This is a genomic window from Serratia sp. TSA_130.1 (assembly GCF_052691795.1).
Window position 1 is genome coordinate 117,879 of record NZ_JBQZFS010000008.1, and the last position, 21,388, is coordinate 139,266.

16 protein-coding genes are annotated in these 21,388 nt (G+C 60.7%); 4 read left to right on the forward strand and 12 right to left on the reverse strand.

From position 1 onward, the window contains the following. The first annotated feature begins 143 nt into the window (after positions 1 to 143). The gene (gene glpD, locus ACUTQY_RS22315) at positions 144 to 1,652 is read left to right on the forward strand and encodes a glycerol-3-phosphate dehydrogenase (RefSeq protein ID WP_004930801.1); all 1,509 of its coding nucleotides are present in this window, start codon (positions 144 to 146) and stop codon (positions 1,650 to 1,652) included. A gap of 59 nt (positions 1,653 to 1,711) precedes the next feature. On the opposite strand, the gene glgP is transcribed toward glpD, so the two are convergent. The 8 genes from glgP to asd all read right to left on the reverse strand — a co-directional run bounded on the left by glgP (position 1,712) and on the right by asd (position 14,189). After that, the gene (gene glgP / locus ACUTQY_RS22320) at positions 1,712 to 4,159 is read right to left on the reverse strand and encodes a glycogen phosphorylase (protein WP_033645307.1); all 2,448 of its coding nucleotides are present in this window, start codon (positions 4,157 to 4,159) and stop codon (positions 1,712 to 1,714) included. 140 nt (positions 4,160 to 4,299) lie between these two features. Further along, positions 4,300 to 5,730, reverse strand: a complete 1,431-nt coding sequence (gene glgA, locus ACUTQY_RS22325) for a glycogen synthase GlgA (RefSeq protein WP_033645308.1) — start codon at positions 5,728 to 5,730, stop codon at positions 4,300 to 4,302. A 135-nt stretch (positions 5,731 to 5,865) separates the two neighbouring features. Further along, a complete protein-coding gene (glgC, locus tag ACUTQY_RS22330; protein WP_004930810.1) occupies positions 5,866 to 7,143 on the reverse strand; it encodes a glucose-1-phosphate adenylyltransferase in 1,278 nt (425 codons plus the stop codon). A gap of 15 nt (positions 7,144 to 7,158) precedes the next feature. Beyond that, a complete protein-coding gene (glgX, locus tag ACUTQY_RS22335; protein ID WP_033645309.1) occupies positions 7,159 to 9,141 on the reverse strand; it encodes a glycogen debranching protein GlgX in 1,983 nt (660 codons plus the stop codon). After that, a complete protein-coding gene (gene glgB / locus ACUTQY_RS22340) occupies positions 9,138 to 11,324 on the reverse strand; it encodes a 1,4-alpha-glucan branching enzyme (protein ID WP_033645310.1) in 2,187 nt (728 codons plus the stop codon). The genes glgX and glgB overlap by 4 nt, the downstream gene beginning before the upstream one ends. Before the next feature lie 475 nt (positions 11,325 to 11,799). Further along, the gene (locus ACUTQY_RS22345) at positions 11,800 to 12,090 is read right to left on the reverse strand and encodes a contact-dependent growth inhibition system immunity protein (protein ID WP_033645311.1); all 291 of its coding nucleotides are present in this window, start codon (positions 12,088 to 12,090) and stop codon (positions 11,800 to 11,802) included. Between the two features lie 8 nt (positions 12,091 to 12,098). Continuing rightward, complete coding sequence (locus ACUTQY_RS22350) at positions 12,099 to 12,704, reverse strand: RNase A-like domain-containing protein (protein WP_232096335.1); 606 nt, start codon at positions 12,702 to 12,704, stop codon at positions 12,099 to 12,101. A 381-nt stretch (positions 12,705 to 13,085) separates the two neighbouring features. After that, positions 13,086 to 14,189 carry an aspartate-semialdehyde dehydrogenase gene (gene asd, locus ACUTQY_RS22355; RefSeq protein WP_016930397.1) on the reverse strand — a complete coding sequence of 368 codons (1,104 nt, stop codon included), beginning with the start codon at positions 14,187 to 14,189 and terminating at the stop codon, positions 13,086 to 13,088. A gap of 192 nt (positions 14,190 to 14,381) precedes the next feature. Here asd and ACUTQY_RS22360 point away from each other — a divergent pair, with 192 nt between their 5' ends. Further along, positions 14,382 to 14,975: a YhgN family NAAT transporter gene (locus ACUTQY_RS22360; protein ID WP_025159894.1), complete on the forward strand. Its 594-nt coding sequence runs from the start codon at positions 14,382 to 14,384 to the stop codon at positions 14,973 to 14,975. A gap of 30 nt (positions 14,976 to 15,005) precedes the next feature. On the opposite strand, the gene gntK is transcribed toward ACUTQY_RS22360, so the two are convergent. From gntK to ACUTQY_RS22380, 4 genes are all read right to left on the reverse strand, one after another. After that, positions 15,006 to 15,533 (reverse strand): gluconokinase, encoded by a 528-nt coding sequence (gene gntK, locus ACUTQY_RS22365; protein WP_046687937.1) that lies wholly within the window; start codon positions 15,531 to 15,533, stop codon positions 15,006 to 15,008. A gap of 99 nt (positions 15,534 to 15,632) precedes the next feature. Next, entirely contained in the window at positions 15,633 to 16,949 is a 1,317-nt protein-coding gene (gene gntT / locus ACUTQY_RS22370) for a gluconate transporter (RefSeq protein ID WP_016930400.1), read from the reverse strand. 340 nt (positions 16,950 to 17,289) lie between these two features. Beyond that, on the reverse strand, positions 17,290 to 18,285 hold the full coding sequence (gene gntR, locus ACUTQY_RS22375) for a gluconate operon transcriptional repressor GntR (RefSeq protein ID WP_033645312.1): 996 nt from the start codon (positions 18,283 to 18,285) through the stop codon (positions 17,290 to 17,292). Positions 18,286 to 18,577: 292 nt separating this feature from the next. Then, positions 18,578 to 19,273 (reverse strand): pirin family protein, encoded by a 696-nt coding sequence (locus ACUTQY_RS22380; RefSeq protein WP_342188395.1) that lies wholly within the window; start codon positions 19,271 to 19,273, stop codon positions 18,578 to 18,580. Positions 19,274 to 19,662: 389 nt separating this feature from the next. Here ACUTQY_RS22380 and ACUTQY_RS22385 point away from each other — a divergent pair, with 389 nt between their 5' ends. Both ACUTQY_RS22385 and ACUTQY_RS22390 read left to right on the forward strand, forming a co-directional pair. Beyond that, positions 19,663 to 20,178, forward strand: a complete 516-nt coding sequence (locus ACUTQY_RS22385) for a GNAT family N-acetyltransferase (protein WP_033645313.1) — start codon at positions 19,663 to 19,665, stop codon at positions 20,176 to 20,178. After that, a complete protein-coding gene (locus ACUTQY_RS22390) occupies positions 20,171 to 21,352 on the forward strand; it encodes a P1 family peptidase (RefSeq protein WP_128868642.1) in 1,182 nt (393 codons plus the stop codon). The genes ACUTQY_RS22385 and ACUTQY_RS22390 overlap by 8 nt, the downstream gene beginning before the upstream one ends. Positions 21,353 to 21,388 lie beyond the last annotated feature (36 nt).

Genomic DNA, 21,388 nt, shown 5'->3' on the forward strand with positions numbered 1-21,388 from the left:
GACTATCATCACCAAACTGTTACCTCTATCACGCCTAAATGTTTTTGTTTGGTTAAGTCTTGGCTTGCTTGTTGGTTTTTGATTACAATCATGAGCGAAAACGAACATGAAAGAGCTATTTCGAACATCTGGAGGAAGATGACGTGGAAACCAAAGACTTGATCGTTATCGGTGGCGGCATCAACGGTGCCGGCATCGCGGCGGATGCTGCCGGGCGCGGGCTGTCGGTACTGCTACTGGAAGCGCAAGACTTGGCCTGTGCTACGTCTTCCGCCAGTTCCAAACTGATCCACGGTGGCCTGCGCTACCTGGAACACTACGAATTCCGCCTGGTGAGCGAAGCGCTGGCCGAACGTGAAGTGCTGCTGAAACTGGCGCCGCACATCGCGTTCCCGATGCGTTTCCGCCTGCCGCACCAGCCGCATCTGCGTCCGGCCTGGATGATCCGTATCGGCCTGTTCCTGTACGATCACCTGGGCAAACGCACCAGCCTGCCGGGCAGCAAGGGGTTGCGCTTTGGACCAGAATCGGTGCTGAAGCCTGAACTGAAGCGCGGTTTCGAATATTCCGACTGCTGGGTCGACGATGCTCGCCTGGTGGTGCTGAACGCGCAGGAAGTGGAAAAACGCGGCGGCGAAGTGCGCACCCGCACCAAAGTGACCCGCGCATGGCGCGAAAACGGCCTGTGGATGGTGGAAGCGGTCGATATCGACAGCGGCAAAACCTTCACCTGGCGCGCCAAAGGCCTGGTGAACGCCACCGGCCCGTGGGTGAAAAACTTCTTCGACGACGGCCTGAAGCTGAAATCGCCTTACGGCATCCGTCTGATCAAAGGCAGCCACATCGTGGTGCCGCGCGTGCACGATCAGCCGCAGTCTTACATTCTGCAGAACGAAGACCACCGCATCGTGTTCGTGATCCCGTGGAATGACGAGTTCTCCATCATCGGCACCACCGACGTGGAGTACAAAGGCGATCCGAAAGACGTGAAGATCGACGAGAACGAAATCGCTTATCTGCTGAAAGTGTACAACGATCACTTCAAGAAGCAGCTGGGCCGCGACGACATCGTCTGGACTTACTCCGGCGTGCGTCCGCTGTGCGACGACGAATCCGATTCACCGCAGGCGATCACCCGCGATTACACGCTGGACGTGCACGACGAGCAAGGCAAGGCGCCGCTGCTGTCGGTCTTCGGCGGCAAGCTGACCACCTACCGCAAGCTGGCCGAACATGCGATGGAAAAACTGGCCCACTACTACCCAGGCTGCGGCCCGGCGTGGACCAAAAACGCCACGCTGCCGGGCGGTGACATCGACGGCGACCGCGACGGTTACGCGGCCAAACTGCGCCGTGCGCACGGCTGGCTGCCGGAAGCCCTGGCGCGCCGCTATGCCCGCACCTACGGCAGCCAGAGCGAGCTGATCCTGGCCGGCGCCAACGGCCTCGCCGATCTGGGCGAAGATTTCGGCCACGGTCTGTATGAAGCCGAACTGCGCTATCTGACCGAGAAAGAGTGGGTCGTGGAGCTGGACGACGCTATCTGGCGCCGCACCAAGCTGGGCATGTGGCTGGACGAAGCGCAGCAGGCGCGCGTGAAAGCCTGGCTGGCGGAACACGCGAAAACGAAAGCGCTGTCGCTGGCTTCCTGAGCCGCAGCGTAACGAAAAAGGGCCGGTTATCCGGCCCTTTGCTTTTTTCCTGCCCCGCTTTACAGCTTCACCGGCTTAATGTGCCAAATTTCATCCGCATATTCCTGAATGGTGCGATCGGATGAGAAGTAACCCATATTGGCGATATTCAGCACCGCGCGCCGCGTCCACTCGTCCTGATTGAGATACACCTCGTCCACCTTGTCCTGCGTGTCCACATAGCTGCGGTAATCCGCCAACAGCTGATAGTGGTCGCCGAGGTTCACCAGCGAGTCGAACAAATTGCCATAGCGCTTCGGCTCCTCAGGGCTGAACATGCCGGTGGCGATCTGCGTCAGCGCCTGATGCAGCTCTGGGTCTTGCTCGTAGTACTGGCGCGGGTTGTAACCGTTGCGGCGCAGTTCCTCGACCTGCTCGGCGGTATTGCCGAAGATAAAGATGTTCTCCTCCCCCACGTGCTCGCGCATCTCGACGTTGGCGCCGTCCAGCGTGCCGATGGTCAGCGCGCCGTTCAACGCGAACTTCATATTGCTGGTGCCCGAGGCTTCGGTGCCCGCCAGCGAGATCTGTTCCGACAGATCCGCCGCCGGGATGATGATCTGCGCCAGGCTGACGCCGTAGTTCGGAATGAACACCACCTTCAACTGGGTATGCACGCGCGGATCGTTGTTGATCACTTTGGCCACGTCGTTGATCAGGCGGATGATCTGCTTGGCGGCATAGTAGGCCGAGGCCGCCTTGCCGGCAAAGATCACCACCCGCGGCACGCGCTCGATATCAGGGTCGGCCAGCAAACGGTTATACAGCGTGATGACGTGCAACACGTTGAGCAACTGCCGTTTGTACTCGTGGATGCGTTTGATCTGCACGTCGAACAGCGCATCCGGGTTAACCACCACGTTGAGCGTTTTGGCGATGTACAGCGCCAGCCGCTCCTTGTTCTGCCGCTTGGCGCGCTGCACCGCCTGCAGGAAGCTCGGGTAATCGATGTTGGCCTTGATCTCGCTCAGCTGGCTGAGATCGGTGCGCCAGGTTTGGCCGATGCAGTCGTCCAGCACCGCCGCCAACGGCGGGTTGGCCAGCGCCAGCCAACGACGCGGCGTCACCCCGTTGGTTTTGTTGCAGAAACGAGTCGGGAACAGCCGGGCGAAGTCGGCGAACAGCGACTGCACCATCAGTTCGGAATGCAGAGCGGAAACGCCGTTGACCTTGTGGCTGGCCACCACCGCCAGCCACGCCATGCGCACCCGACGGCCGTTGGTTTCGTCGATGATCGAGACCCGCGCCAGCAGATCGTTGTCGCCCGGCGCCACCTCCTGCACCATTTTGAGGAAGTGATCGTTGATCTCGAAAATCAGCTGCAGATGGCGCGGCAGGATGCGGCCGAGCATGTCCACCGGCCAGGTCTCCAGCGCCTCGCTCATCAGCGTGTGGTTAGTGTAGGAGAATACCTGCTCCACCACTTCCCAGGCGTCGAGCCACTTGAACTTGTGCTCGTCGATCAGCCGGTGCATCAGCTCCGGAATCGACAACACCGGGTGAGTGTCGTTGAGGTGAATGGCGATCTTGTCCGCCAGGTTGTCGAAGGTTTTGTGCATCAGCCAATGGCGATTGAGAATATCCTGTACCGTGGCCGACACCAGGAAATACTCTTGTCGCAAGCGCAATTCACGCCCGGAGGAGGTCGAATCGTCCGGATAGAGCACGCGCGACACGTTCTCCGAATGGTTTTTATCTTCCACCGCCGCGAAGTAATCGCCCTGATTGAACTTGCCGAGGTTGATCTCGTTACTGGCCTGCGCGCCCCACAACCGCAGCGTGTTGGTGGCGTCGGTGTCGAAACCGGGGATCACCTGATCGTAGGCGATGGCCACGATTTCTTCGGTCTCCAGCCAGCGGGCCTTGGCCCCCTCCTGCTGCACGCGGCCGCCGAAGCGCACCTTGTAGCGGGTGTTATGGCGCGGAAACTCCCACGGATTGCCGTACTCCAGCCAGTAGTCCGGCGATTCCATCTGTTGGCCGTTGACGATGTTCTGCTTGAACATGCCGTACTCATAGCGAATGCCATAGCCGCGCCCCGGCAGCGCCAGCGTCGCCAGCGAGTCGAGGAAGCAGGCCGCCAGCCGGCCCAGACCGCCGTTGCCGAGCCCGGGGTCGTTCTCTTCCTCCAGCAGCTCCGCCAGGTTCAGCCCCATCTCGTTCAACGCGTTGTCGATGTCCTGATAAATGCCCATCGACAGCAGCGCGTTCGACAACGTGCGGCCGATCAGAAACTCCATCGACAGGTAATACACCTGCCGCACGTCTTGAGACAGCTGGGCGCGGTTGGAGCGCAGCCAGCGCTCAACCATGCGATCGCGCACCGCGAACAGGACGGCGTTGAGCCAGTCGTGGCGGTTGGCGATCGCCGGATCCTTGCCGACGATAAACATCAGCTTATAGGCAATGGAATGTTTCAGCGCTTCCACACTGACCGTAGGTGAGGTGTAACTAAACGGTGAAGTCATGGCTTTTAATCCCTAATGGGGAGCCCAGCCATCCGCCGCGGAATAGCTGGCCCCGCTGAACATGGGCGCGGTACGCTGCGCCCCGACAATCTACCCTTACGGTTGCCCGCCGCGCGTCAACCCGCGACGCGAATCGCGGACTACAAGCGTTGATAAAGCGATAAATACTCTTTCGCCGCCACCGGCCAGCCGAAGTCCACGCTCATGGCGTGGCGCTGAACGTGGCGCCAGTGTTTCGGCCGGCTCCACAGCACCATGGCGCGGCGGATGGCGTTGCCCAGCGCGACAGCGTCGCAATCGTCGAACACGAATCCGCTGGCGGTGCCGTCGGCCAGGTTCTCCAGCGCGCAGTCCACGACCGTGTCCGCCAGTCCGCCGGTGCGGCGCACCAGCGGCAGAGTGCCGTATTTCAGGCCGTAGAGCTGCGTCAGGCCGCAGGGCTCGAAGCGGCTCGGCACCAGAATGACGTCGGCGCCGCCGATGATGCGGTGGGAGAAGGATTCGTGATAACCAATCTGCACGCCGACCTGCTCAGGGTAGTCGGCGGCGGCGGCCAGAAACGCCTGCTGCAGCACCGCGTCGCCGGCGCCCAGCAGCGCCAACTGCCCGCCCTGCGCCAGCAATTCGGGCAGCGCCTGCAGCACCAGATCGAGGCCTTTCTGGCTAGTCAATCGGCTCACCACCGCGAACACCGGCAGCGATTCGTCCACCTTCAGCCCCATGGCCTTTTGCAGATGCAGCTTGTTTTTGACCTTGCTTTTCAGATCGTCGGCGTCGTAGCGGGCGCTCAGCCGCGGGTCGTGGGCCGGATCCCAAATCTTGTCGTCCACGCCGTTGAGGATGCCGCTCAACCTGCCTTGCCGCTGCCGCTCCTGCAGCAGCCCCTCCATGCCGTAGCCAAACTCCGGCCGGGTGATCTCGCGCGCATAGGTCGGGCTGACGGCGGTCACGTGGTCGGCATAAAACAGCCCGGCCTTGAGGAACGACATCTGACCGTAAAACTCCAGGCCATAAACGTCGTAAAACGACGCCGGCAGCCACAGCTCGGTCACGTGATGGGCGGAGAACAGGCCCTGATAGGCCAGGTTGTGCACGGTGAACACCGAACGCGCCGGGTGGCCGTTGGCGGCCAGATAGGCGCAGCTCAGGCCGGCATGCCAGTCGTGAGCGTGCACCAGCTGCGGACGCCAGTAGCGATCCAGCCCCTTGGCCAACTCGCAGGCCATCCAGCCCAGCAGCGCAAAACGCCGGTGGTTGTCGGGGTAAGCGTACATGGACTGATCGTGGTACGGACTGCCCGGCCGGTCATACAGCCAGGGCGCATCGATCAGGTAAATGCCCACGCCATGGTAGGTGCCGTAACGCAGGCCGACACGGCCGGCGAACGAGTCTATCTCCGCCACCAGCACGGTGTCGGGTATGCCGTTGCGTACGTCAGGGAAAGCGGGCAATAGCACCCGAACATCGGCGCCTTCGGCGATTTGCGCCGCCGGCAGCGCGCCAACCACGTCTGCGAGTCCGCCCGTTTTCAGTAGGGGGAACATTTCAGAACATACGTGTAAGACCTGCATTATCACTCCTGAAAGTCGGCCGAAGGCCTCTGGATAAGAAATAAAGCAGGCTTGCCGCTGTTATGTGTGCCGCGTTGCGCAAGCCATCGAACCGTTCATCGGGCGGCAGGCTATCATTCTGCCCCCCACGTTAACTCACAATTTTGACAACATTTCGCGCGTCACCAGCACGATGCCGCCTTCCGAGCGATAGAAACGCTTGCTGTCCTCATCGGCGTTTTCCCCGATCACCATGCCCTCCGGAATATGGCAGGCGCGGTCGATGATGCAGCGCCGCAGGCGGCAGGAACGGCCGACGTTCACGTCCGGCAGCAATACGGTAGAGTCGATGGTGCAAAACGAGTTCACTCGCACGCGCGGGAACAGCACCGAATGCACCACCACCGAGCCCGAGACGATGCAACCGCCGGACACCAGCGAATTCATGGTCATGCCATGGCTACCGGAGCGATCCTGCACGAACTTGGCCGGCGGCAGCGGTTCCATGTGGGTGCGGATCGGCCAGGCGCGGTCGTACATGTCCAGCTCCGGCGTCACCGACGCCAGATCGAGATTGGCGCGCCAGTAAGCGTCCAGCGTGCCCACGTCGCGCCAGTAAGGCGGCAAGTCGGGGTTGGACGTCACGCAGGACAAGGTAAACGGATGCGCCCACGCCGCCTGCTGCGCGGTGATTTTCGGGATCAGATCCTTGCCGAAATCGTGGCTGGAGCCGGGGGTCGACATATCCTCTTCCAGCAGTTGGAACAGGTAGGCGGCATTAAAAATATAGATGCCCATGCTGGCCAGCGACATATCCGGGTTGCCCGGCATCGCCGGCGGATCGGCGGGCTTTTCCAGAAACTCGATGATGCGGTCGCTTTCATCCACCTTCATCACGCCGAATTCGCCGGCTTCGCTGCGCGGCACCGGCAGGCAAGCCACGGTGCACTGAGCGCCCTTCTCGACGTGGTCGATCAGCATGCGCGAATAATCCATCTTGTAGATGTGATCGCCCGCCAGGATCACCACGTATTCGGCCTCGTAGCGGCGGATGATATCCAGGTTCTGGTACACCGCGTCGGCGGTACCCTTGTACCAATGCTCGGTGCTGAGGCGCTGCTGGGCTGGTAGCAGATCGACGAACTCATTCATCTCCTCGTTGAGGAACGACCAGCCGCGCTGAATGTGCTGCACCAGCGTGTGCGACTGGTATTGGGTGATCACGCCGATGCGGCGGATGCCGGAGTTCAGGCAGTTCGACAAGGCGAAGTCGATGATGCGGAATTTGCCGCCAAAGTGGACGGCGGGCTTGGCGCGGGTGGAGGTCAAATCTTTCAGACGTGAACCGCGGCCGCCGGCCAGGATCAGCGCTACGGATTTAATCGGCAGCTGGCGCGCCAACATCAGGGGGTCTTTATTTTCAAACCTAACCATAGCGGACTCCTTTTATTATTTCCGTACCAGTACGCAAAGCGAGCGCGCGGCCTGGTGCCAGGCGGGCAATACCGCCCGTGAGTCTTCCTGAGTGAACGGGGCGACAACCTGCCAATCGCCTTCCGGCAACCTCATCTCCGTCGTTTGCGGCGTGGCGTTGATCAGCAGCAGCCAGCGCTGCGACAGCAGGATCTGCATGAGCGGCTCGCCCTGCTCCCACTGCTGCGCGTCGAGCGCCTGCCCTTGCGCGTTCAGCCACTGCACGCTGCCGTCGTCCTGCTGCCACCAGCGGTCCTGCTGCAGCGCGGGGATCTGGCGGCGCAGCGCGATCAGCGCCGCGACGTAATCGGTCAGCGCGTCGTCCGCCGTGGCCCAATCGAGCCAGGTGGTGGCGTTGTCCTGACAATAGGCATTGTTGTTTCCCTGCTGGCTGTGTCCCTGTTCATCGCCGGCCAGCAGCATCGGCGTTCCCTGGGACAGCAACAGCGTGGCGAGCATCGCCCGTTGGCTGGCCCTGCGGCGTTGCACAATGGCGTCGTCGGCGACCAGGCCTTCGACGCCGTGGTTGTTGCTGAAATTGCGATCGCTGCCGTCGCGGTTGCCCTCGCCGTTGGGCTGATTGTGTTTCTCATTGAAGCTGACCACGTCCTGCAGGGTAAAACCGTCATGGGCGGTCAGCATATTGACGGTGGCGTAAGGCGCTCGCCCGCGCTGGTTATACAGATCGCTGGAAGCGGCAAAACGCCGGGCGAACTGGCCGAGCGATACGCCGCTCTGCAGCCAGAAACGACGCATGTCATCGCGGTAATGATCGTTCCATTCGGCGAAGCGGCCAGGAAACGCCCCTACCTGATAGCCGCCGGGGCCAATGTCCCAGGGTTCGGCGATCAGCTTGCAGCGCGACAGCACATCGTCCGCCAGCATCGCCTGGAACAGCGGCGCATCGCGATCGAACCCCGGCGTGCGGCCGAGCACGCTGCCCAGATCGAAACGGAAGCCGTCGACGTGGCACTCCCGCACCCAAAAACGCAGGCAATCCATCACCCAGGCCACGCCCTGCGGCTGATCCAACCGCAGCGTGTTGCCGCAGCCGGTGTCGTTGACATAGTCCCCTTCGGGCGTCAGCCAGTAGTAGCTCAGGTTATCGATGCCGCTCAGCGACAGCATCGGCCCGTCCATATCCAGCTCGGCGCTGTGGTTGAACACCACGTCGAGGATCACCTCGATGCCGGCTTTGTGCAGCGCCTTGACCGCATCGCGGAATTCGTTCAGCGGCGTGGCATCGGTGCTCAGGCTGGCGTAGCGGTTGTCCGGCGCATAGGGCGCCAGCACGTTATAGCCCCAATAGTTGATCAGCCCCAGCCGCTGCAGGCGCGGTTCGGAGGTATGTTGCTGCACCGGCAGCAGTTCCAGCGCGGTGATGCCGAGGCGTTTGAAGTGGGCGATCATCGCCGGGTGCCCCAATGCGGCGAAGCTGCCGCGCAGCGCCGGCGGGATCTGCGGGTGCAGCAGCGTCAGGCCGCGCACGTGCGCTTCGTAAATCACCGTCTGTCCCCAGGGCGTGGCAGGCGGGCGATCGTCCTGCCAGTCATACTGTTCGTCCACCACCACGCACTTCGGCATCAGCTCCGCGCTGTCGTGCGGGTCCGGCTGCTCGTAACCGCCGTGCAGGTGCGGGTGATCCGCCACCGGCCCTTCCACCGCGCGCGCGGCCGGATCGAGCGCCAGTTTGTTGGGGTTGAAACGCTGTCCGTTCGCCGGGTCAAACGGGCCGTAGACCCGGTAACCGTAACGTTGCCCCGGCCTGCCGCCCGGTAAGTAGCCATGCCAGATATCGCCGCTGCGCGCCGGCAGCGGCAGGCGCACTTCGCGCTGCTGGCCGTCGAACAGGCACAGCTCCACCCGCTCGGCGTGCGCCGAGTACAGGGTAAAGTTGATGCCTTCGCCGTCGTAATGCGCGCCCAGCGGCGCGGCGAGGCCGGCCGTCAGCTCCGTCATGGCGCCTCCCGCAGCAGATAAATGGTCGCCAGCGGCGGCAGCGTTACGCAGATGGAGAAGTCGCGGCCGTGGCTGCCGACCGCTTCGGAAGAGACCCGCCCCTGATTGCCGGCGTTGCTGCCGTGATAGTGGTGCGAATCGGTATTGAGGATCTCGCGGTAGTCACCGGCGCGCGAGAGGCCGATGCGGTAGCGGTAGCGCGGCACCGGGGTAAAGTTGCTGATGGCGATCAGCTCATTGCCCTGCGAATCGTAGCGCGCGAACGCGAACACCGAGTTGTCGTGATCGTCGACCACCAGCCACTCGAAGCCGTCAGGCCGGTAGTCGCGCTCGTACAGCGGCGCCTGCTGCCGGTAGCAGTGGTTCAGATCGCGCACCAGCCGCTGCACGCCGTTATGCCAGTTATCCAACCCTTCCAATAAATGCCAGTCGAGGCTGGTATCGAAATTCCACTCGCGCCCCTGTGCGAATTCGCAGCCCATAAACAGCAGCTTCTTGCCCGGATGCGCCCACATAAAGCCGTAATAGGCGCGCAGGTTGGCGAATTTCTGCCAGGCGTCGCCCGGCATACGGTCGAGGACCGATTTTTTGCCGTGCACCACTTCATCGTGCGAGATAGGCAACACGAAGTTCTCGGTATAGGCGTACAGCATGCCGAAGGTCATCTGGTTGTGGTGATACTTGCGGTGCACCGGATCGCACTTCATGTAATTGAGCGTGTCGTGCATCCAGCCGAGGTTCCATTTGTAGTGGAACCCAAGGCCGTTGGCGTCCGGCGGCAGGGTGACGCCGGGATAGTCGGTGGATTCCTCCGCCAGCGTCACCGCGCCCGGCTGCGCCTGGCCGATAGTCTGGTTGGTATAACGCAGGAAGGCGATGGCCTCCAGATTCTCGTTGCCGCCGTAGTAATTCGGCACCCACTCGCCGTCGGCGCGGCTGTAGTCGCGATAGATCATCGACGCCACCGCATCCACCCGCAGCGCGTCGATGCCGAAGCGCTCCAGCCAATACAGCGCGTTGCCCGCCAGGTAGTTGCGCACCTCGTGGCGACCGTAGTTGTAAATCAGCGTATTCCAGTCCTGATGGTAGCCCTCGCGCGGATCGGCGTATTCGTACAGCGCAGTGCCATCGAAATTCGCCAGGCCGTAGGCGTCGCTGGGGAAGTGCCCCGGCACCCAGTCGAGGATCACGTTGATGCCCGCCTCATGCGCCGCCGCCACAAACGCCCTGAAGTCGGCCGGCGTGCCGAAGCGCCGGGTCGGCGCATACAGCCCCAGCGGCTGGTAGCCCCAGCTGCCGTCGAACGGGTGCTCGTTGACCGGCAGCAGCTCGATATGGGTGAATCCCATGTCCTTCACATAGTCGATCAGCTGCACCGCCAGTTCACCGTAGCTGAGCCAAAAGTGGTTATCGGTGTGGCGGCGCCATGAGCCGAGATGCACCTCGTAAATGGCGATCGGCTGGTCAAAATCGTTGGCGCGGCGGCGCGCCGGCGTCGACGGCACCACCTCCGGCAGCGGCGCCACCAGCGAGGCGGTATCCGGGCGCATCTGCGCCTCAAAGGCGTAAGGATCGGCTTTCAGTTGGGTATTGCCATAGCAATCGACGATTTCATATTTGTACAGCTGCCCGGCCCGCACGCCGGGCAAGAACAGCTCCCAGATGCCGTTCTCACGCCGCAGACGCATCGGGTGGCGGCGGCCGTCCCAGAAGTTGAATTCCCCCACCACCGAGACGCGCTGCGCGTTGGGCGCCCAGACCGCAAAGCTGACGCCGTCGACGCCATCCAGCGTGACGAGGTGAGCGCCCAGCCGTTCATAGGGGCGCAGATGCGTGCCTTCGGCCAATAACCAACTGTCGATATCCTGCAGCAGCGGGCCGAACCGGTAGGGATCGTCGACGATCTGTTGATGATCGCGCCAGCTGACCTGCAGCTGATAGCGGAAAGGATTTTTTCGCCGCGGCACCACGGCGCTGAAGAAACCGCGCGGATCGTCGCAGTTCAGCTGCACCAGTCGCCGGCCGGTTTGCTGTTCCACCAGCCAGACTGCGCCGGCGTCCGGCAGCAGCGCGCGCACTTGCAGACCGTTATCGGTCGCATGCATGCCAAGCAGAGCAAAGGGATCGGCGTAATGGCCGGAGATGATCTGATCAATCACGTCACGATCGGGAAGTACAGGCATAGTCTTCTTCCTTAGATTAACAGCATGATCTAAGCACGGCTTGTTGGTTATTCCTTGGCCGTTTTGGTCATCATGCAATGCATTCGGACTCTAAAGCGTGATTGCGGTCGGTTATTGACCAATCTTTACTCTGCCGACCTGAATTTCGCTCTTTATGCTTATTTTTTGAAATATTTCAGTCATGGTGAAAAAGTGTTCACCCCTGCGTTAAGCATAGCCAATGTCTGTTAAAAACTGCTCGGCATTGGTGAGGAAAATTCTTCATTAAGAAAACTGCCAGCCTGACGGCATCTGCATGTGGCGGCCGACGAGAAGAGATGCGGGGTACAGCCCAATGAAACGAGACTTGCGATAACGCTGCCCGACGCGGCGCGCAGCGAACAAAAAAGCGGAAAATAAGGCGTTAGGGGGCTGAAAGCGCTCAGCCCCCAGGAAGTGCGGGTTTACAACAAAGTACAGAAGCAGCAGGTATCGCCTATTCCAAAGCAGAGATCACCTTCTCAAGAAACGATCGCGCCGTGTATCCCCATGGCGCTGGTGCAAACTCCCCATCAGCAAGTTCAGCAACAGCAAGTTCAAGCTGTTGTTCCTCAGGATATTGCGCCAGCAACGCTCGTGCTTCATCGACGGTTTTTCTCACTGTCGCGGTATTTTCCGTCTCCCGATAAGAGGCCAGGATCTCTTCTACAGACTCTCCAAATAAATCATAATCTTGCCCAAAAAAAACACGCACAAGTGTACCGAGATTAGCGACTGAAAAGCCCATAGGGTCCCTTATCTGATAATGGGGTAAGCGGTTAAAATGTAATACGGCTTACCGTTGTAAATTTTCTTTAGCAAGACAACCCGCACGCTGTTGGACGTTAATTGAATTGTGCTTCCTTGCCTGTAGCCAAAACCAACCGCTTTACCCACCTTATGCGTGAGTTCAAGCACGTTGGCCGAAGTAGGCTGTTGCGCCCAGCGCTTAATAAGCGCGTTATTCACTTTCAACGCCCGACTAATCGCGTCTTCAGCAGTACGTAAATCTGTAAATGTCGAGGCTGACTGTAAACCAGGACTCTTTGCCAAGCGCTCCAGCAGCTCTTCTGAACTTTTAGCAACATGCTTAGCAATAGTGTGCCCACCTCCTTTTGCACCGGCTATAGACTCGTGTTCAAGCAATTTTAATTGCCCCACCCGAACGGAAGCCACGCGTACAGCGCCTAAAGCGGTTGCAAACACCAAAGGAACGGCAATATCTACCGTTAAACCGACGTTGTAAGCCATATCTTCGTCGGCCCCCAGACTCTGAGCCAGCAAAACCGCCGACTTATAAGTGTCTGTAGTCAATGATCGGCCGGTAATGATCTGATTTGATGCGGTTTTTATGCTATCCATGCTATGAGTGCCAACGACCACGCATCCCACTTTGGTTAACAATGTTGGGTCAGGCGCATAGCACATCACCCCAGCCCCAAGAAGTTCGACGACTCCCCCCGCTAAACCCAGCCCCCCATGAGCCGATTACCCCAGGTTTCCCCTTCTGTGACCGTGCTATCCGACATCACGGCCGCTAGCTGCACGGGTGAAAGCGCGACCTGCAATCCTTCGTTGGAAATCATATCCCTATACCTGCGCTATGTTGCCAATGCGCTTATAAATATCACAGGGAAGATTAACTTGTAACCACATTCAGACCATACCGACATGACTCCGCTCATATGAAAAAGCCCGCAATAAGCGGGCTTTGAAATACAACAGATGAACTGGCGAGCGGGTTTACAGCAGGATGCGCAGCATGCGGCGCAGCGGCTCGGCCGCGCCCCACAGCAGTTGGTCGCCCACGGTGAACGCCGACAGGTACTCCGGCCCCATATTCAGCTTGCGCAGACGGCCGACCGGCGTATTCAGCGTGCCGGTCACCGCCGCAGGCGTCAGTTCGCGCATGGTCAGCTCGCGGTCGTTCGGGATCACGCGCACCCAGTCGTTGTGCGTCGCCAGCATCTGCTCGATTTCCGGCAGCGACACGTCTTTTTTCAGCTTCAGGGTGAACGCCTGGCTGTGGCAGCGCAGCGCGCCCACGCGCACGCACAGGCCATCGACCGGGATCACGCTGCCGGTGTTGAGGATCTTGTTGGTCTCCGCCTGGCCTTTCCACTCTTCGCGGCTCTGGCCGTTGTCGAGCTGCTTGTCGATCCACGGGATCAGGCTGCCGGCCAGCGGCACGCCGAAGTTGTCGGTCGGCAGTTTGCCGCTGCGGGTCGCCTCGGTCACCTTGCGTTCGATATCCAGAATGGCGGAGGCTGGATCCTGCAGCTCTTTCGCCACATCGGCGTGCAGCATGCCCATTTGGGTCAGCAGTTCGCGCATGTGGCGAGCGCCGCCGCCGGAGGCCGCCTGGTAGGTGGCGACCGACGCCCACTCCACCAGATCGTTGGCGAACAGGCCGCCGAGGGACATCAGCATTAGGCTGACGGTGCAGTTGCCGCCGACGAAGGTTTTGATGCCTTTGTCCAGGCCCTGCTGGATCACCGCGTGGTTGACCGGATCCAGAATGATGATGGCGTCATCCTGCATGCGCAGCGACGAGGCCGCGTCGATCCAGTAACCCTGCCAACCGCTGGCGCGCAGCTTAGGGTAAACTTCGTTGGTATAATCGCCGCCCTGACAGGTAATAATGATATCGAGCGCGCTCAGGGCGTCGATGTCATAGGCATCCTGCAGCGTGCCCTGCTGGCCGCCGAAGGCCGGCGCGGCAGAACCGTGCTGCGAGGTGGAGAAAAAGACCGGGCGAATGGCGTCGAAATCGCGCTCTTCCGTCATGCGTTGCATGAGAACCGAGCCGACCATTCCGCGCCAACCGATGAAACCAACGTTTTTCATAATATCTGTGTCCCGCCCGGATAAGGGCTTATTAGGTGATAACGAGTTGTGTGCAATATCTCCTCACCTTACAAAATGTCGGCGCGGGCGCAAAGTGAATTTATTCGATGGCTGGGGATTTCTCAGCAATCCTTCTTATAGGCAAGGACGCGGCCGAAAAGGCCGAGGCGTTTTCCCGATCACGAGGTCACCATGACAGAGATGATTTCCGCTACGGTATTGCTGTTTTTAATTATGGATCCGCTGGGCAACCTGCCGATTTTCATGTCGGTGCTCAAACACCTGGAACCGCGCCGCCGCCGCGTGGTGTTGATTCGCGAGCTGCTGATCGCCCTGCTGCTGATGCTGATCTTCCTGTTCGCCGGCGAGAAAATTCTGGCGTTCCTCAACCTGCGCACCGAAACCGTCTCCATTTCCGGCGGCATCATCCTGTTTCTGATCGCCATCAAGATGATTTTCCCCTCGCAGGAAGGAAACAGCTCCGGGCTGTCCGCCGGCGAGGAGCCGTTCCTGGTGCCGCTGGCGATCCCGCTGGTGGCCGGGCCGTCGATTCTGGCTGCATTGATGCTGCTGTCGCACCAGTATCCACATCAGCTGCCCCATCTGGTGGCGGCGCTGTTGATCGCCTGGGGCCTCTCTGCGGCCATTTTGCTGATGTCGAACCTGTTCCTGCGCCTGCTGGGCAGCAAAGGCGTCAGCGCGCTGGAGCGGTTGATGGGGCTGATTCTGGTGATGCTGTCGACCCAGATGTTCCTGGACGGCGTGCGGGCTTACATGAAGCTGTAGGCGCCTGGCGGCGCCGACAACGGCCCGCGCTCAGCGGGCGGTAACGCGGCGAATATAGGCGAGCGTATCGGCGACCACGCCGTCCAGCGGCTGGTTGATGTCGATCGCTTGCACATCCGGCTCCTGCTCGCCCGGCTCTTCCAACGTGGCGAACTGCGAAACCAGCATCTGCGGTTTGAAGAAATGACCTTTGCGCTGCTTCAGGCGCTCCTCGATCACCGCTTTGTCGCCTTTCAGGTAGAGGAAATGCAGGTTGCTATTCCCTTCGCGCAGGCGGTCGCGATAGCTTTTTTTCAGCGCCGAGCAGACCAGCAGCGACACGGGATTGGTGCGTTGCATGGCGAAGATGGCGTCATTCAAGGCCGCCAGCCACGGGGCGCGATCGTTGTCGTCCAGCGCGTGCCCGGCAGCCATTTTGTTGATGTTGGCGCGCGGATGCAGATAATCGCCGTCCAGCATGGCGGCATCGGCTTCCCGGGCGACGGCGCTGGCCACGGCGGATTTACCGCTGCCGGACACCCCCATCAGGATAAATACGTGATTCTGCGGATTACTCATTGTGTCATGCCCTTATGGGAACTGGCGCGAGCGCCAAATGCGTCCCAACTGATAAAGATACTCTGGAACGCCGACGCCCCGCAGGGCGTCGGATAACGATTATACGACCGTCGCCAGCAGCAGGCAGCCCACCAGGCCACACACCGAGATGATGGTTTCCAGCACCGACCAGGATTTGATGGTTTCCATGATGCTCAGGTTGAAGTACTCCTTGAACAGCCAGAAGCCCGGATCGTTAACGTGCGAGAAGATAACGCTGCCGGAACCGACCGCAATCACCATCAGCTCAGGGCTGACGCCGGTGGTGGCGATCAGCGGGGCGACGATGCCGCCGGCGGTGATCGCCGCCACGGTGGCGGAACCCAGCGCCAGACGCAGCGCGGCGGCGATCGACCAGGCCATCAGGATCGGCGAAACGTTGCTGCCTTCCATCAGGCCGGCGATGTACTGCTCGACGCCGCTGTCCACCAGCACCTGTTTGAAGGCGCCGCCGCCGCCGATGATCAACAGCATCATGGCGATGATTTTAATCGAGTCGGTGATGGTGCCCATCACTTCATCCATGGTGCGGCCGCGGTTCAGGCCGAAGGTGAAGATGGCGATCAGCACGGCGATCAGGGTCGCCATCACCGGGTCGCCGAAGAACTCGGCGAAGCGCAGCAGGCTGTGGCCCTTCGGCAACACCATTTCAGCCACCGCGCGCAGCGCCATCAGGATCACCGGCACCAGCGACGTGGCGACGCTGACGCCAAAGCTCGGCATCTCCGCGTCGGTAAAGGTTTTCGGGTTGTACAGGCCTTCCGGCACCGGCTTGTCGATGCCTTTCAGGAAGCGGGCATAGACCGGGCCGGCCAGGATCACCGTCGGGATCGCCAGCAGCGTGCCGTACAACAGGGTTTTACCCATGTCGGCATGGAAGATGGTGGCGATAGCGGTCGGGCCCGGGTGCGGCGGCAGGAAGCCGTGAGTCACCGACAGCGCAGCGGCCATCGGCACGCCGACGTACAGCAGCGGAATGCGCGCGGAGGCGGCGATGGTGAACACCAGCGGCAGCAACAGCACAAAGCCCACTTCGTAGAACAGCGCGAAGCCGACGGTGAAACCGGTCAGCACCACCGCCCATTGAATGTGTTTTCTGCCGAACTTGTCGATCAGCGTGGTGGCGATGCGCTGTGCGCCGCCGCAGTCCGCCAGCAGCTTGCCGAGCATGGCACCGAAGCCCATGATCAGCGCCAGGCTGCCCAGCGTGCCGCCCACGCCGGCCTTGATGGAGCCGATGACCTTATCGACCGGCATCCCCTGTGCAATCCCGACCGCCAGAGCAACCAGAACCAGAGAGATAAAGCCGTTCAGCTTGAAGCGGATCATCAGCAGCAGCAGCAGCGCTACGCCGCCTGCAACAATCACTAATGGCATAGTTTTTCTCCAACCTTTTATCGCGACTCTCTTTACGATAGGCGTAAAGCGTGCGGTTGTTTTATTTTTAGGCTCTTTCCCGGTGTTTAAGAAGAGCTGTAGGTGTTGTTGATTCAGAGGTTCAGTCTTGCAGCAAGATGACCGCCCACTCGTTGTTACCGGTATCATGATACCGGTAACAACATAAGCCTCGGAACCGGGTAAGCGGCTAAAATTCGCGTTCTGGGACAGAGATCAAACTTATGTCGGCAACGAGCGGCGGGCTTACAGGCGGGATAACCAGCGCGCCTCAGGACGCGCTGCAAAAAGAAAGGGTGTTAAAACAGAACGTTAAAATGGCTCAGATGCTGCCGCCTGGGATCACGGTGAAACCGACGTCCACCATGCGCGGGCACACCGTTTCACCACGCAGCCGGGCCAGCAAGCGCTCGGCGCCGATCTGCCCCATGCGTTCGCGCGGCGTCAGCACGCTGGCCAGCTTCGGCACCATCACCTGACCGATGTCATGGCCGTGGAAACCGGCGATCGCCATGTCCTGCGGGATCGACAGCCCCTGTCGCTGGCACTCGAAGGCCGCGCCGATCGCCAGGTCATCGTTGGTGCAGAAGATACTGTCGATCTGCGGATAATCGCGCTGCGCCTGGCGCAGCAGCTCGCCGCCGGCGGAATAGGAGGAAGATCGCGCGGTCATGATGCTGTAAGGCTCCAGACCGGATTCACGCATCGCCTGCTCATACCCCTGCTGCTTGATGAGGGTACGTTCATCCTGGCGGGCGCCGAAATAGACCACGTGACGGTGGCCGTGCGCGATGATCTGCTGGGTCATCTGGCGCGCCGCCTCGAAGTTGTTGAAGCCCACCGCCAGATCGATGCACGGCGAGACGCAGTCCATCAGCTCTACCACCGGAATGCCCGCCACCTCGATCATTTTCAGGGTGCGCGGCGTGTGATGGCGCTCAGACAGGATCAGGCCGTCGATATTGTAAGACAGCAGCGAGGTCAGACGCTCTTCTTCACGCTCCGGCAGGTAGCCATAGTGCGCCAGCATGGTCTGGTAGTTGTGCGCGTCGGTCACGCTTTCGATGCCGCGCAGCACTTCGGCGAACACCTGGTTGGTCAACGACGGCAACAGCACGCCAATCGCCCGGCTGGTGGCGTTGGAGAGGATGTCCGGCGCGCGGTTGGGGATGTAGCCCAGCTCATCCAGCGCGACGGCGATTTTTTGCTGCAGGGCGGCGGAAACCTGGTCGGGATTGCGCAGATAACGGCTCACCGTCATCTTGGTCACGCCCACCTTGTCCGCCACATCCTGGAGTACCGGCCGTTTTTTCTTCATTATCAATGAACTGACTAACCGTGAATGGGCAGTCATTTTAGCAAAAAAAACGGCGGGCCGATATTGTCGGTTATGCGACGGCCAACGCAAAAAGGGCTCACACCGTGAGCCCTTCATACGCAGACAAAGGGGAAAAAGCGTGGTTTTTCCCCTTTGTGATTGTCAGCCGAAAATCAATAAATTGATTTTCCTTGTTTTTATATGTTTTGCCGGCGTTAAGTCAGGCAGCGTCATCAGGCTTGTCGTTAACCTCAAGGGCTCACACCGTGAGCCCTTGATATTTACCGCTTAATCACACCGGCGGCAGATCGAACAGCAGGATTTCGCTCTCTTCGTCGGCCTGAATCGTCAGCGCAGATTCATCCCACACCGCGAACGCGTCGCTGATGCCGGCGGTCTGGCCGTTGACCGAGACCTTACCGCGCACCACCTGGATCCAAACGCGACGGCCGGCGGCGAACGGGCATTCCCCCTGCTCGCCTTTATTCAGCGCCCAACGCGACAGCGTCATATCCTGGAACACCTTCAGCGAGCCGTCACGCGCATCCGGCGACAGCACCAGCTGACGGCCCTGCGGCGCGTCGAACATGCGCTGCTCGTAGCGTGGCTCAAGCCCGACCTGATCCGGGATGATCCAAATCTGGTACAGGTGCAACGGACGATCCTGATTGGCGTTGTACTCAGAGTGACGCACCCCGGTGCCCGCACTCATGATCTGGAATTCGCCGGCCTGGATCTGCTCCTTGTTGCCCATGCTGTCCTGATGTTCCACCGTGCCGCTCAGCACATAGGTCAGGATTTCCATGTCTTTATGCGGGTGGGTACCGAAACCCTGCCCTGCGTCGATCATATCTTCGTTGATCACCCGCAGCGCCGAGAACCCCATAAAGTTCGGATCGTAGTAATCGGCAAATGAGAAGGTGTGCCAGCTATCCAGCCAGCCATGATTGGCGTGGCCGCGGTCTTCCGCTTTACGTACATAAATCATATTCAACTCTCCTCAATGTTTTTTTACAGTCTAGTCCTGCCAGCAGAATAAGAAAGCGTAAAAAACTCATGCCTCTGTTCAAAAATTTCGATGGAATGGAACAGCGGATGGGCAGCGGATTTGTTGAAGGCGGAAACGGCTGAAAAACGGCAAAAAAAAAGCCAGCACCCGAGCTGGCTAAGTAAACACTGGAAGCAATGTGAGCAATGTCGTGCCTTCGCAGCGAGAGTATCAAGGGTTGATGCCCTCCCCGGAACGCATCGCAATAATAATCATTATCATTCGCACCTGTAAAGCGTTTTTTTTGACCCGTTCAAATAATATTGACTCAAGGCAGTAAACGGATAAATTCAGAGGTTATTCAACCGGTAAGCAAAAGGAGCAGCGACATGAGCGAGATCGTGATACGCCACGTGGAAACAACGGATGCGCAAGCCCTGCATCATCTTTATTCGCAGACACCCGTCTATCGCGATACGCTGCAGCTCCCGCTACCGTCCGTCGAGTCCTGGCAGAAGCGCCTCGCCAATCCCGAACCGGGCACGCATAACCTGGCGGCCATCATCGACGGGCAGCTTGCCGGCCAGTTGGTTGTGATGCTGAATCAACGCGTTCGCCGCCGCCACGTCGCCACCTTCGGCATCGGCGTCGATCCGCGCTACCACGGCAAAGGCGTCGGTAGCCGCCTGATGCAGGCGATGATCGACCTGTGTGACAACTGGGCGGCCATTGAGCGCATCGAACTGACGGTGTTCACCGACAACCCGGCGGCCATCGCGCTATACCGCAAATTCGGTTTCGAGATAGAGGGCACCAGCCGCGCCTATGCCATGCGCGACGGCGTGCTGGTCGACGCCTACCATATGGCGCGTTTGCGCTCCGGGCAGCCGTACGGCGATGCGTAATATTCCCCACCCGCAGGGGCCGCTGTGCCGGCCCCTGCATATCAACCGCCGAACCTTTTTACAAGCGCTGGCCGGCCTGACCGCCGCCGTCGGCATATTCTCTCCTCTCACCCCATTAGGTGCCGCTATGCCAACTCCCGCCGCCGGGCGCCCAGGCGCTCGCAACCTGATTACCGATGTGCCGGGCCTGAAGGTCGGCGTGGCGCAGGACAGCCGGGTGCGCACCGGCGCGACGGTTATCCTGCCGGACAGCCCGGCGATTGCTGCCGTGGACGTGCGCGGCGGCGGCCCCGCCACCCGGGAAACCGACGCGCTGGGTGAGGACAATTTGGTACAGACCATCGATGCGCTGACGTTCAGCGGCGGCTCGGTTTACGGTCTGGCGGCGGCGGATGGCGTCGCAGCCTGGCTGGGGCAACAGGGTAAAGGCTACGCGCTGCGCCCGGCACCCGGCGTGCCGGTCTCCCCTATCGTGCCCACCGCCTGCCTGTACGATCTGGCCAACGGCGGCGACAAAAACTGGCAGCTCACGCCGCCGTATCGCCAGTTGGGCATCGAGGCGGTCGGCAAAGCCGGCCTGGATTTTCCGCTGGGCACCGTCGGCGCCGGCTACGGCGCCATGACCGGCATGGGTAAGCTGAAAGGCGGCCTCGGCTCGGCATCTATCATTGCCGCCAATGGCGCTACCGTCGGCGCCCTGGTGGCGGTCAACAGTTTGGGTGCGGTGGTCGCACCCGGCACCCGCGCCTTCTGGGCGACGCCTTATGAAATTAACGGTGAATTTGGCAACGGCGGCGCGGCGGCGCTGGCGCAACTGCATGCGCAGGGTGAAGACTGGATGGTGCAAGAGCCGCAGGGCGGCAGAAAGAACACCACCCTGGCCTGCATCGCCACCGACCTGGCGCTGACGCGAGTGGAGTTGAAACGGGTGGCCATCATGGCGCAAGACGGTATGGCGCGCGCTATTCGCCCACTGCACAGCCCGTTTGACGGCGACGTGGTGTTCGCCCTGTCCACCGGGCTGCGCGAGGTTCAGGGCAGCCGTGAACTGGCGGTACTGCAAATCGGCGCGCTGGCGGCGGATACCCTCGCTCGGGCGATCGCCCGTGGTGTGCATACCGCCACACCGTGGCCAGGCAGCCAGGTCACAACCTGGCAAACGCTCGGCGGCTAACGCGCCGCCATCAAAAAAGGGGCGCCGGCGGCGCCC